This window comes from Azospirillum rugosum (assembly GCF_017876155.1).
Lineage (GTDB): Bacteria > Pseudomonadota > Alphaproteobacteria > Azospirillales > Azospirillaceae > Azospirillum > Azospirillum rugosum.
Map to the genome: position 1 here is coordinate 1 of NZ_JAGINP010000049.1, position 13,261 is coordinate 13,261.

Genomic DNA, 13,261 nt, shown 5'->3' on the forward strand with positions numbered 1-13,261 from the left:
CCGCCACATGCCCGCCTCAAGCTATCTGCCCCGCAATCCGACTCGTCACGGTTGCAGCGCCATCAGCCCAGTGAGGGCACTATGAATAGCGTGGGGGTAGTCACCATGATCCGAGACGCAGATTATATCACCCGGTGCATGAGCCTCGCAGAAGATCGGGCTTGTGAGCTGAATTTGAAACTGGAGGATATGGCCGAGCTGGATCGAAAGGTCCCACTGCTCGCCAGGGTATTCCGTGAAGACGTTGCAAATGAACTGCGAGCAACCCAAGCGCGGATTAGCCGTTACCAGTCCATGCTAAGTTAACTTAGGCATTGAGTGATAAACCAATCAGGCACACGACCCCGGCGACATGCTGTCTCCGGGGTCCATTTATTCTACGCATTTATCAATTTGCTACGCCCTCCCCTTTCGTCCCACCGCTAATATCATGTATAATATATAGAAGTAACAATGATCAGAACTACGGCACATTCACAGCTTATCATCGCTCAAGACATGACGGATGCCAACTAAACGCCCCTCCCCCATTTAATCATCGGTGAAAAAGATGCTGAAAAGCTTCGCCAAGTACGCGATATATACCATCACTTTCACTGTGCTTGCAACAAGCCTAAGTGTTTATGCGCTTCCATTCGTGGCTGGCGCCTTTCCAGTCACTGTCAGTCGCACGTCCTTTACAGAAAACGGGAGAGTCATTGTAATACAAGGAATGGTTCACGTAGCATCCGACGCGTTCTACAACGATATCAAACAATATATTGATCAGCGATATCGTGAAGGGTGGATAATACTTTATGAGGAATTGAAGGACGAGCCTCAATCGGGTGCTGGTAAGTTGTCTACTCCCCTGCACCCGTTTCAGCCGCTACTAAAGATCCTTGGTAGCGGCGCAACCATTCAGGACAATCGCTTTCTCCTGCCGGCCGATGGTCCTCTCGTGATCAACGCTGATCTCACACTGAAAGAACTTCTTAGTAGATTGCATATCGCGCCTCATAATTCCGACGCTGATCACGTCGTTGAGCCCTGTCAACGCCAGGCAGCCAGTCTGTCTCGTCAAACGCCAACCGCCGACTGCACCTTGGAAACGCTGCCAATTCAGAGAGCGAGTAACGATGTCGTAGAACCGAACCTTATCACCCAGTTTGAAAGTCTTCATGATTTTTGGAAAGATAGAGTAAGTGCATTAGCTCACCTACTGATGGCCCTCCCCATCCGTGAAATGGCTCTGGAGTGGATCCCGCCTGACGCCACAAGGGCGCGAGAAGCCATAGTCGTTGAGGAAATCGCACGACACTCGGGGGCCAATGTTCTTGTTGTATACGGCGATGGCCACGCGCAAAGCATTATAGATCAACTCAGCAACAATTCGAAAAGCGTCCATTCGCTGGAATCAACGAAAATTGTAGCTTTGCGATATCCGAATATGTAAAGGCGGGCGCCAAGTGCGCGACGCTTGGATGGTGACCTTTTGGGTGTTGCTAGCGATCTTCACTAACAGTACTGTTCAAATAATTCCCAGCAAGGAGGTTTGCCCATGTTATGCGCTGTTTCCCGCGAAGAGTTGAAGAACCTCATAGAATTAGGCGAAGCCCATGCTCGCATCAGACTTGAGCTGTGGCAGAGCAAAGTCCTCGACGTTACACCTGAGCAGCAAAATGCCTTAAGTTTTAGCCATTTGGAAGCTCTGGGAAAAATTCCAAGCTGGTATGATCTTCTAGAAGCCGTGGCAGCACTGAAGCGGATGGCTCAGATCGAAGTCCATGCTTTGCTTTGTCTCGGAACAGAATGGGACGACAAATGGAGTGACGCAATGAAGCGAGTTCAAAGCACCAGCTACGAACTAAGCACGATAGAGATTGCAGGTTTCACTGACTTCGCAATTCGCCTTGCATCTGGCCTCGCCAAGTTCGACAAGGAGAAAATCACACCTGTGGTCCAATAGTCAGAACTTACAGCGGATTGTTTTTAGGGAGCACTATTCAGCTGAGACGCTTTCGGAAATTGAATTCGTGACAGCATCCAGCTTAGGTGCCATCTGGCTTGTCAATAATGGCCGCGCCAGTCCCGAGGAAGGCCGACGCTGCTCACCTCGTCGTGGTCGTTGGTCGCCTGCGTGCGGCCAACGATCTGGGGACGCCAGAGATGACCAACATCCGCTTCCCTGATCGACCGGTTAGCTACCGCCCAGGTGAATTCCGACAAACCCTAACAAGAATGAGTTTCTGATGGATAGCGCGACGCGCACAGTCGATCATCGGGTCAGCGACCCGCAGACATTATTGCTAATTTGGATTACACAATTTCCGGACGAAATGATCAGTTTGTCTGTAGTGGAACATATAGCGAGACGTGCTCTAAATTCTCCAACAATTCAGTCTTTTTTACGTTCGTTGCATGATTCCGAGATGCGGCAACTGGTCGATACGGTTGCCTCCCAGCTTCTGATCCGACAGTTTATGGCGATCCTTCGTCACAAGGGAAGCACACCGTCAATCGAAGATCTCGGCGTATGGGAGCGTTGGAGGTGTGATGCGGACGGGTACCCTATCGAGGCGTCTCCATATTGGGCGGGGCCTTCGGTTCGCGCTGGTGATACGACTGATAGCAAGCGTCCCGCTTCCCCTTCGGGCATATCGCCAAATTGCCGCTGAATGGTGATTATGGCGCTCATGTCGGCGAGCAGCGCCTCGACACAGTCCGGGTCGAACTTTCGGCCAGCCTGCTCCCGGAGATAACTCGCCGCGGCCTCGTTCGTCCACGCATCCTTGTACGGGCGCTCGGACGTCAACGCGTCGAACACATCGGCCACGGTTACGATGCGGGCTTCCAGCGGAATGGCCGCGCCGGAAAGTGCGTGCGGATAGCCCGAACCATCGAACGCCTCATGATGGTAGGCCACCACGTTGCGTAGAATGGTCGCATGCGGAAGTGCTCCAAGACCATGGTCGTGGATGATCGCGTTGATGATATCCAGACCCTTGACCACATGGGTCTTCATAACCTCGAACTCGTCCGCGGAGAGCTTGCCCGGTTTAAGCAAGATGCTGTCCGGCACCGCCACCTTGCCGACGTCGTGCAGCGGCGCGTATTGCAGTACATACTCCACGAACTCGTCCGTGAGAGCGTGCTTCATCGCGACCCTCGTCGCCACCAGATGAGCATAGCGGCTCATGCGGTCGAGGTGAGCGCCGGTTTCCTCGTCCCGGTAGTGACTGACTTGCAGGGCCGTATGGACGGCTGCCAACATTGCGCGCGTGCTGGTTATCTCTGACACCACGAGGAGGTCGATGAGCCGCCGGTGGGGCGTCAGAGCTGACACGATCTCCTTGGTGAAGAACCCAACTTCCTTCGAGTTCAGGAAGAGGAAGCCATAGAGGTTGCCCTGCCAGTGGATGCGGCTGACATACCGGGAGCGAAACCCCTTCTGCAACTGCGTATTTCGGCGAATTCGCCCAGGCGTTTCGGTTGAAAGCGCCCACCGTTTCGGCGAAACCGCCCACCTGAACCGGAAGCTGGTGGGTGCCGGGGCCGAACCCTGGATTTACGTTATGAAGGTTGTGGGTTTGGTTGCCAAGCACCGGCCTTAGGTGTCGGGGGTTTCGCTGGCGGCATCGGCCTTGGTGCGGCGCATGGAGTCGCCATGCAGGTCGATGCGGTAGGCCCGGTGCACGAGGCGGTCGAGGATGGCGTCGGCGTAAGTGGCATCGCCGATGAGCCGATGCCAGTTGGCCACGGGAACTTGGGTGGCCAGCATGGTTGCGGCCCGGTCGTGGCGGTCGTCGATCACCTCCATCAGGTCCAGGCGCTGAGCCGCGGTCAGCTCGGTCATCGCCCAGTCATCCAGGATCAGCAGGTCGAGCCGGGCGATCCGTCGCAGCAGCCGGGCGAGCGAACCGTCCAGGCGGGCGGTGGCCAGATCGTCCAGCAGGCGGGTCAGCCGGGTGTAGAGTACGCTGTGGCCTTCCCGCGCCGCCTGGTTGCCGAGCGCGCAGGCCAGCCAGGTCTTGCCGATCCCGGTCGGGCCGGTGATCAGAACCGGCCGATTCTCCTTCACCCATCGCCCGGTGGCCAGTTCCCGCACAACACCGCGATCGAGCCCACGCGGGGTGCGCAGGTCGAGGTCCTCCAGGCAGGCAGTCTGGCGCAGCCGGGCGCGTTTCAGCCGGCTGGCGAGCGCGGTGTTGGCCCGCTCCGCCGCCTCGCGTTCGATCAAGGTGCCCAACTGCTCGTCGAAAGCCAGTTGACCGCGGTCGGGCAGACGCTCCAACGCCTCCAGCCCCTTGGCCATGCCGTACAGACGCAACTGGCGCAACCGCTCGTGGTTGACGTGCTTCATCATCGTGTCTCCATCAGTGATAGTAGGAAGGGCCGCGCAGATTGGCGTGCTCGCCGGCACCGGCCGTGTCCGCCGCCGTGGCGGGGGGCGCCGCCAACCAGCGCTGGACGTAGCGGTAGGATCCGACATTGGCCTCCAGGGCCGCCTGGCAGGCTTGCTCCAGCCGGTCGGTGCCATGGGTGGCGGCCAGGCGGATCAGGCCGATCCCGGCCCGCACCGCCTGTTCGGGATGATCGGCGCCGGCCAGGATGCGCGCGAACAGCAACGCGGCGGCCGGGCCGATGGCGGCCAAGTCGGCCTGGATGGCGTCGGGGGTGAAGCGGGCGACGGCCCGGTGGTTGGCGGGGCGATGGGCGTCCAGCGTCACGGTGGCGCCATCCTGCCGCCGGACATGGCAGGCCATCCGCTTGCCGCGCAGGAAGACGCTGATGACGCCGGCGGTGCTGTGCACGTCGACCATCTTGCCGATCAGCGTGTGGGGCACCGAGTAGACGCCGCCGTCGAGGGCGAGATGATAGTCGGGCGGCACCTTGTGGCGAGCCCAGGTGCCGGGCACAAAACGTTCCGGCGGCAAGGGGCGCAGGGTCGGCTTCTCCTCGGTGGCGAACAGGCCGGCGCGCGTGTCCTGTGGCCTGCGGCTCAAGGGAGCGGCGTTGAGGGCGGCCAGCTTGTCGCGCAAGGCTGCGTTGGCGGCGTCCAACGTGGCGAAGAGCGTATCGCGCAACGGAGCCAGCACCCGCCGCTCGACCTGCTGCACACCGTTCTCGGCGCTGGGCTTATCGCGTGGGCGCCTCACCCGTGCTGGCAGGACGGCGGTGCGGTAGTGCCGGGCGAGATCGTGATAAGCCGGGTTGATCGCCGGATCGTAGAAGGAGGCGTGGCTGACGCCGACCTTGAGATTATCCGGCACCAGCTTGCCCGGCACGCCGCCCAGATGTTCGAACAGCCGGACGTGGGAGGCCAGCCACTCCTCCGCCTGCTGGGTCCAGGTCGCCTCGGCATAGACGTAGCCCGAATACGGCAGACAGGCGACAAACACCTGGGCCTGCTGCGCCTCGGCGCCGAGCCCGACGCTCAGCGTCATCCCGGCGTAATCGACCTCGATCGCCGCCCCCGGCCGATGCTCCCGGCGCAGACGCGGCTCGGCATGGGCACCCTGCCATGCCCGGAAATGCTGGACGAATTGGGTGTAGCGATAGCCGCCGGGATGGACCTCCAGGTATTCCTCCCACAGCAGCCGCAGCGTTACGCCACGGCGGCTGAGTTCACGGCTGATGTGCCGCCAGTCGGGTACCGGGCGCGCCGACGTGACCGGAGGCGGGAACAGCCGCTCCTCCAACTCGACGTCCGTCCAGCCCAGCACATCCGCGTACCGCAGCCCGGAGGCCCGCAACCGCTCCAGGTAATCGCGCACGGTGCTGCGCGGCAGCCGGCAGGCATCGGCAATCTGCCGTTGGCTGGCGCCAAACTCATCCCGCAGACGAAGGACTTCTCTGATCCGCCGCATGTCCGACCTCGTTCGGGGCATCCCGATCCTCCTTGGCCTGTGCCGTGGAAGAATCATAGGGATGCCAAAGGCTGGTTCGGACCCCGACACCACCACCCCTACGGGTGGGCGAATTCACCGAAACGGCTGGGCGCTTTCACCGTTCTGCCCGGGCGCTTTCCGCCGTTCCTACTGGGTGCTTTCCGCCGAAATATGCACAGCCCAGCAGCAGCACCTCGTTGAGCACGGCGAGATCGCCGGCGCACGGCACCGGAACCCAATGATTGCGCCGAAACTGTCCGTTCTCGCCCTCAACCCCGCCTTTCTCGTGCCCGGCTTGCGGCATGCAGAACTGCGCTTCGAAGCGCCAATGTGAGCGGAAGGCGATGAACCTCTCCGTCTCCTCACGCAGCCGCCCGCGCAGCACCTTGCGCACCGCGCTGCCGAGATTGTCGTAGCGCAGCACTCTGAACACCCCGCCGAAGTAATGGAAGGCATGCTCGTGTGCCTCCAGGAAGGCCTGCTGGGTGGCATGTCGGTAGGCGCGGTGAAAGGCGCCACCGCTGGCCATCGCCCGCATGCAGAAGACCTGCAGTTTGAGGCGCTCGCCGTCGAGATCAGCGTAGGCCTCATACCAGTCTACCTGGCCCTCCTGTCCCCAATCATAGGACTGCGGCACGAAGGTCTCCCGGCTGATCAGACCCAACGCGCGTTTGCGTTCGTGCACGTAGTTGCGCACCGTGCTCTCCGCAGCGGCCACCTCCGGCATCTCCTGGCGGATCCGTTTCCAGATCCGACGCGCCGTGTGACGCTGCTTGCGCGGGGCGCGGCGATCAGCCTCCAGGATGCTGTCGATGAACGTGGCGACCGGCCCCAGCACCGGCTTGACGCGTTCCTTATAGGTGCGCTCCGGCGGGATCGCGCTCGCCAGAGCCTGTCTCACCATACGTCGGTGGACGCCGAATTTCCGGGCCACGCCTTTGACCGTACCGACGCCAAACTCGTATTCACGCCGTAGCTGTTCGAAGAGCTCCACCTTCCGTCTCCTGTCCATGTCGCCCCTCCAGCTGTCGCTGGAAAGGAACGGTGCACGATCGGGGCAGGGGGCCAAATTTCATCAGCACGGTGGGCCGGATTTCGATAGCACAGTCACCGAATCCGAACCCTTCGCCAGAACTTCGTGACGCGACCTTCTGTCCATCGTCATCGGAGGCCTTGCCCGGCCCGTTCACCGTGGTGCAACCCCATTTCTCCCGGAGTCCTCGACGGCTACCGTTCTGGATGAACGGCCCCCACCACGCCGGTGCGCATGGTCTCGCCCTCCCCAGCGATCCACTGGGGAGGGCGGCGGGGTGTGCGCTGGTGGGGAAGGGTGGTTCCCACCGGCGTCGCCCGCCCGTCCGAGAGTCGCGTCCCTATTGCTCGGTGCCGCTGGCCAACGCCACCATGCGCTGCGCGATGAGCGCTCCCCGGGGCTGCTCAGCCATCGCCAGCCGGGCCGACAACGGCTCTGCGGCCAACAGGAGGCTGGCCACCGGGGCTGGCATGAGGTGCTCCCCCTCGGTCAGCCAGTGCTCCAAGGTGTGGAGCGGCACTCCGAGGCCTGCAGCCAAACCGGTCCGCCAGTTGGCGTGATCCCCATAAAGCGCCTTGCCGATGCGCACGACGGCGTTGGGGCCCAGGCGACTGGTTCCGAGCGTGATGTCCGCCCGGTGCAGGGTGTGGACCAAGCGCGGCGGCCAAGTGAACGCCGGCAACGGCGTGGAGCGCCGCCGGTCAGGGGCAACCGTCAGATCCGGCGCCTGTCCGAGGCCGCGCAAAGCCGGACCACGCCACTGAGGCAGCCATGCCCATTCCGACCAGCCAGTGCGCCCGGCCGCTTCGGCCAAGTCCACGGCGTTGTCGTTGGTTTCGAGCGGTCCGGGCGCGCCGGTCAGGCCGGCGACGTGGTGGGTGGCCTCCTCGAAAGTGGGGGCTACGCGGGAGGAGGCGCCGCCCACCCGGCGCGGCGGATGGTCGTAACGCACGACGTTCCAAGCCCCCATCAGCCATGCGGCGTCCAAAGCGACGGTCTGGATGGTTTCCCAGTCGACGTCGGCGATCAGAAGCCGTGTCTCCAAGGATGCGGGCCTCGTCTTGCGGCCAGTCCACCACGAGATCGACAGCACGGCCTTGCGCGCGCCGCTGACCGGGGCGATCACGCTGATGTCGTTCCAGGCCGCGCCCTCGGACAGCGCGTCGGCCAGGCGGATCAGGGAGTTATCGAGGGGATGCCGGCGTCCACTCGGGCCAGGGTGGAACGGCTGCGCAACGGCGGTGTCTTTGGTGAGGAGCATCGGGGCGTCTCAGGTAGGTCGGGATGGTTTCGGGCTCGGGTCGTTCCGCGGGTGGACCGCTCTGCCGTCGCGATATGGACCGATTTTGCGCAGGGAAGGGGTTGGCACCGATAATTTCAGAAAATTTTTGCTGGTGCACCATGGGGATCCGGGATGGTCGGGGGCGGCCAATCGGAGCGGTGGGACCAGGGCACGAAAACCGATCGTAGGCCCGGTGTTCCGGACCGCGCCCCCTGGGGCGGGAACTTCGTTCCCGTGTTCAAGAATATACTGTTCTAAGATTCCAGAGAGCCGGAACCCCGCACCAATCCTGGACGGAGACGGGGTGTCGGGGTGAAAAGTACGGGGTTACGGGATCGCGTGTGCGGAGGGACAGTCGCCGACGGGGTGACATGTACGGGGTTATGGGGTGCCTTGGACGGGGCGGGCACGACGCATCATGCCGATGCGGAAGCGCCCTGCAGCGCGTCTTCCACCTAAATGTTTGGAGCGGCAGGGATTCCGGGGTGCCAATGCATCGCGAACGCTGATGCCTTCGCGATGCATGGTCCCGGCGCCCGACCCGGGCTGAACGGCGGGGGCCAGCCGTGGGTCTTATCCTGGGCGTCCGCATCGGTGCCAACTGGCCGCTCCCACCCCGGCCACCTTTCCGGTTATGCAGTCCACACCAGGCCCAGTGAGGGGGCGTGCCCGGCGATGGCAGATCCCCTCAGGCGTGGGTCTTCACGTCGAGTTTGGGCTGACACGCCAGATCAAGAACCGGGGAGGCCGAACGGACGATGCGGAAGGCCAAGTGGGCTGCACAGCCTGCTGATGCCGACCTGGAGGATCCAGGCGATGCGAACCTTGACGCCTGGCGCGCTCGGTTGTCAGGCCAGGAAGCCCCTCCATTCCCGGTGGAGATGCACCGCGTGTGTCCGGAGCGACAACGGGGCCGTTTCACGGGCGATATCCGCGATACAGAGCCGAATCTCTCCACAGAACAGACCCCATACAGAAGATGCGCGCTCGGTGAGCACGGAGGGTGCATAGGCAGCTGCGCGATCCGTTCCCGCCCTACCGCTTCTTCAGAATGGCCTGCACGCGCTCGACGACCCGGCTGGTGTCGGCGAGCAGAGCGTCCAGCGCCGTGTAATCCACCTCCAGGCGCTCGAGGCGGGCGGGCACCGGCGGCGGTGGCGGCTCGACCGCGGCCATCGGCTCCGGCACCGCGATCTTCGGCGGCCGTCCCCGCCGGTGTCCGTGGCGGCGCGGCCCGGCGGTTTCGCCGCGGATGCCCTCGGTGCCGGGCAGACCGTAGAGACGGTGCGAGCCGCGGCCGGTCACCTCGACGGCGGCGCCGCAGGCCACCAGCTCCTCCATCATCAGCCCGGCACCACGCAGCGAGCAGCCAAGCAGGCTGGCCAGCCGGGCCGGGCCGAGCAGCGGGGCGGCGGCGAGCAGGTCAACGGCGGCGGGCAGGCGACTGTTGGAACGGCGCGGCCCGATGGCGGCGCGGGCGCCGCGCCAAGTGTGCTCGAGCCGGCGGAGAATGGTGAGGCCCTCCGTGGCTTCGCGCTCCAGGCTGCAGGCGAAGGCCAGCCCCCAGCCGTCCGCGTCCGTCGGGCTGTCCGGGCGCAGGGTGTCGGCGCCGGCGAGGATGGGCAGCAGGGCCTTCGTCACGCCGGTGGCCTGCAGCGCCACCGGCAGGGCGGCGCGCACGGCGCCGCGCGGGCGGTCGGCGACGAGCCACGCCCGCATCGCCCGCGCCAGCGCCGGCAGGCGGGCGCCGGGGGCGGCCTGCGTCAACGCCCACAGCGCGTCCTCGGCGAGGCGACGGTGCTCCGGGGCCTCGGTGGTCTCGTCAAGCTCGCGCGCCGGGCGGCGGTCGGCGGCGGCGAGCATCAGACCATAGAGGCGCAGGGCATGGGAGAGTGCGTCGAGGTCGGCGCCCCGTTCGTGCGGGACCGCGGTGTCCGGTGCGCGCAGGCGCAGCCCTTCGAGGAAGGCGGCGAGGCGCTGCGGGTCGACGCGGTGGCCGTCGAGGCCGGCGTGGGCGCGCACCGCCTCCAGGCGCACCCAGTGCTGCCAGGCGGGGAGCAGCGGATGGCCGTCCAGGGTGGCATCGAGGCGGGCGACGGCCAGGGCGGCGCGCTCAAGGGCGGCGGCGCGGGCGGCAGGATCGGTCTTTTCGAGGGCGGAAAACTCCAGCACGATCAATCCTTTCGGCACGATCCCTGTAACCCATTTGGAAGCAAACTAGCAGAATACTTCATGTCAGTGAATTCCCTGTGAACGGGTCCGGGGTGCCGCGGGCGCGGCGGCGGGCCGGCGCCCGGAAATCCTTGTCTTTGCCGGCGTTGGCCGGTGCCGTCGGCCGCGGGCGGCCTGGACGCTGCGGCGCTAGAGCCCACGTCGGCGGATTGTGTCCGACAAGCGCGGTTGTCGGTCTTGAAAAACGAGTAAGCATGATCGTATCCTCTCCCGAAAGGAGAAGCCGACCCGATGCCGCCCAGCCCGCCCGCCGATGACCATGCCGCCGCCCGCGCAGCCGACTTGGTCCGCTCCGTCGTTGTGACGGCCGCCCCCGACGACACGGGTGTGGTGATCGAATCCAAGATCCTCGACGACCTCCTCCTGCCCGGCGCGCATTCCGCGGACCAGATCATCGAGATCACCCGCCTCGCCAAGGCCGCCGCCCGCACCGTCGCCGCCCGCTACAGCCGCAACACCGAACGCGCCTACCGCGCCGCCTGGGTTGCCTACCAGGCTTGGGCCGTCAGCCTCGGCTTCGCGCCGCTCGGCGCCGACCCGCGGGTCGTCGGCATGTACCTCGCCAAAGCCTCCGAACGCCTGGCACTCCCCACGCTCAAGGTCCACCTCTCGGCCATCCTGCTCGCCCACCGCCTCGCCGGCCGCTCGCTCGACGCCAAACACCCGCTGATCGCCGACCAGCTCGCCGGCGTCGCCGCCCTGCAGGCCCGGCGCAAGGTCAAACAGGCCGCGCCGATCCTGCCCGACCTGCTGCGGCGGCTGGTGACGGCCCAGCCAGACAGCGCCATCGGCCGCCGGAACGCCCTTTTGCTCACCCTCGGCTTCGGCGCCGCAACCCGGCGCAGCGAGCTGGTCGGGCTCGACGTCGGGGACGTCGTCGTCGTGCCGGGGCGCGGGCTCGAGGTGACCATCCGCGGCGGCAAGACCAAGCGCGGTCGCACCGCGGCGATCTGGGCCGCCGATGACCCGGCGGTGTGCCCGGTCGAGGCGCTGCGCCGCTGGCGCGCCGTCTACAGCGTGGAGGACGCCGACGCGCCGCTGTTCGTGTCGGTGGGGAAGGGCGGGGCGTTTGGCGGCCGGCTCTCCGACCGCAGCGTGGACCGGGTGGTGCGCGAGACCAGCCAGGCCATCGGCGAGACCGACGCGGACCTGATCCGCTGGACCCAGGGGCCGGAGGTGGCGCAGCGCCTGGGCAGCCGCTTCTCCGCCCACTCCTTGCGCAGCGGCTTCGCCACCGCCGCCGCCGAGGAGGAGGCGTCGCTCAAAAAAATCATGGAGCAGACCGGGCACCAGAGCAGCGACGTCGCGCTGAAGTACATCCGCCACGCCGACCGCTGGCGCGACAACCCCACCGAGCGCTTGTTCCGCCGCAAGCCGGACGCGAACTGACGGCGCGCACCAGTGGGGGCAAGGCCACACTCAGGAGCGAGCGTGAATCGGCAGCAAGTTTTGACGCCGATCGGCATAGTAACGTGCTGAAAGCACGAGATTCCTTGGGCCCCTACCTGCGTGCTGCTTCACACTCGATCACTGCGTCCGTCACCGTGGAGATCAGGTCGGCCGACACCTCAATGCCGTAGAGCTCCCGCAGGTGCCCGGTGATTTTCCGCGTCGCCATGCCCCGCGCATACATCGACACGATCTTCTCGTCGAAGCCGGGGAAGCGGCGCTGGTACTTACCGATCAGCGCCGGATCGAACGTCCCGGTCCGGTCGCGGGGGATGGACCGGCCCAGCGAGCCGCCGTCGGTCATCGCCGTCTTGTGGCCGTAGCTGTTGCGACGGTTTCCGCTCTCGTCACCGGCCAGGTGATGATCCAACTCCGCCTTCAGGGCTCGCTCCGTCAGCGCCTTCTTCAGCTGGTCGAGCAAGCCGTTCTGATCGAAGGCCGTCTTGGCGCCAGCTCCTGCAAGCAGCTGGTCAAGGATCGCATCCCAGATGACAGGCTCTTTGCGTCGGGCGATGGCGGGTCTCCCTCCATGTCAGGATAACCCCGCGAAGCACAGAATTCCGGACACTCCCCCGGCGCCGTAATCGCCAACCAGCCGGCGGTCCTCGGGCGTCCACATCGGCGGCCTCCGGTAGGGTGTGTGTTCCCTGCCAACAGCCTTTACGTCAGACCCTCACCCTCGTCAGCGACAACTTTCGAAACGGGCTGTGAGTTCGCGCGCACCTCTTGAATTCGTCAGCAGTATCGGGAATGTGGATGGACCAGTATCCAATCGGCACTGACACGGCGATGGCGTCCCGCGTGGAGGAACACCGCCGCCACACGACCTTGCCGGCTCCGTCGACCACGCAGACCGAGGTCATGTCCAGCGAGACGTCCAGTCCTACATGGAGATCCATGGTCGTTCTCCTGATCGGTGTTGGCGTGAGGCTGAACACATCGAACCTCATTCCGGTCGCCGGGGAGCGGCCAGCCCCCCGAGTTGAATTCCGTGGAGCGCGTCTGGCTGTACCTGCGAGAGCGCTTCCTCTCCCACCGGCTCTTGAACGACTACGACGCCGTCGTCCAAGCCTGCTGTGATGCCTGGAACGCCCTCACCGCCACACCGGACCGCCTACGCTCCCTCACCAACTACCCGTGGCTTCCATGTGTCAGTACTTGGGCGCGGCGGTACCAATGCCCCAGATGTGCTTGAGGTTGTGAATCACGGGCGGTACTCTTTGCAGCCGTGAGAACACCCTCCCACATGGCGCTGCAGTGTGCGGCGTGCACCGAAGTAAGGCGCTCCTTCAGGCGGGATTCTAGCCGCCTTTATTCACCAGGGTAACGAGCGGTCTGGTCGCCGAGCGGAGGTACTCAGCGTAGGGTTGTATTGGCGCACGCCGTCCGCCGCCG

The 13,261-nt window shown here is 64.5% G+C and carries 10 protein-coding genes and 1 pseudogene; 4 read left to right on the forward strand and 7 right to left on the reverse strand.

Annotated elements, in window-relative coordinates; genetic code table 11:
• The 3 genes from J2851_RS35070 to J2851_RS35080 form a co-directional block, all read left to right on the forward strand.
• Nucleotides 1–306: hypothetical protein (locus J2851_RS35070; protein ID WP_209773941.1), on the forward strand; the 306-nt coding region annotated here is incomplete at its 5' end.
• A gap of 244 nt (nt 307–550) precedes the next feature.
• Nucleotides 551–1,435, forward strand: a complete 885-nt coding sequence (locus tag J2851_RS35075) for a hypothetical protein (protein WP_209773942.1) — start codon at nt 551–553, stop codon at nt 1,433–1,435.
• A 105-nt stretch (nt 1,436–1,540) separates the two neighbouring features.
• Nucleotides 1,541–1,948, forward strand: coding sequence for a hypothetical protein (locus J2851_RS35080; protein WP_209773943.1), 408 nt, complete (start codon nt 1,541–1,543; stop codon nt 1,946–1,948).
• A gap of 528 nt (nt 1,949–2,476) precedes the next feature.
• Here the strand turns inward: J2851_RS35080 and J2851_RS35085 are convergent.
• The 6 genes from J2851_RS35085 to J2851_RS35110 form a co-directional block, all read right to left on the reverse strand.
• A complete protein-coding gene (locus tag J2851_RS35085) occupies nt 2,477–3,436 on the reverse strand; it encodes an HD-GYP domain-containing protein (protein WP_246501139.1) in 960 nt (319 codons plus the stop codon).
• 153 nt (nt 3,437–3,589) lie between these two features.
• Nucleotides 3,590–4,345: an IS21-like element helper ATPase IstB gene (gene istB, locus J2851_RS35090; RefSeq protein ID WP_209773944.1), complete on the reverse strand. Its 756-nt coding sequence runs from the start codon at nt 4,343–4,345 to the stop codon at nt 3,590–3,592.
• A gap of 10 nt (nt 4,346–4,355) precedes the next feature.
• Nucleotides 4,356–5,870 (reverse strand): IS21 family transposase, encoded by a 1,515-nt coding sequence (gene istA / locus J2851_RS35095; RefSeq protein ID WP_209773945.1) that lies wholly within the window; start codon nt 5,868–5,870, stop codon nt 4,356–4,358.
• A 115-nt stretch (nt 5,871–5,985) separates the two neighbouring features.
• Entirely contained in the window at nt 5,986–6,864 is an 879-nt protein-coding gene (gene istA / locus J2851_RS35100) for an IS21 family transposase (RefSeq protein ID WP_209773946.1), read from the reverse strand.
• Nucleotides 6,865–7,243: 379 nt separating this feature from the next.
• The gene (locus tag J2851_RS35105; RefSeq protein ID WP_209773948.1) at nt 7,244–8,164 is read right to left on the reverse strand and encodes a hypothetical protein; all 921 of its coding nucleotides are present in this window, start codon (nt 8,162–8,164) and stop codon (nt 7,244–7,246) included.
• A gap of 1,056 nt (nt 8,165–9,220) precedes the next feature.
• Complete coding sequence (locus J2851_RS35110; RefSeq protein ID WP_209773951.1) at nt 9,221–10,357, reverse strand: hypothetical protein; 1,137 nt, start codon at nt 10,355–10,357, stop codon at nt 9,221–9,223.
• Between the two features lie 291 nt (nt 10,358–10,648).
• On the opposite strand from J2851_RS35110, the gene J2851_RS35115 reads away from it, so the two are divergent.
• Nucleotides 10,649–11,806, forward strand: a complete 1,158-nt coding sequence (locus J2851_RS35115; RefSeq protein WP_209773953.1) for a tyrosine-type recombinase/integrase — start codon at nt 10,649–10,651, stop codon at nt 11,804–11,806.
• 133 nt (nt 11,807–11,939) lie between these two features.
• On the opposite strand, the pseudogene J2851_RS35120 reads toward J2851_RS35115, so the two are convergent.
• Nucleotides 11,940–12,380 (reverse strand): annotated as a pseudogene (locus tag J2851_RS35120) (transposase); the annotation flags it as partial.
• Between the last annotated feature and the right edge of the window lie 881 nt (nt 12,381–13,261).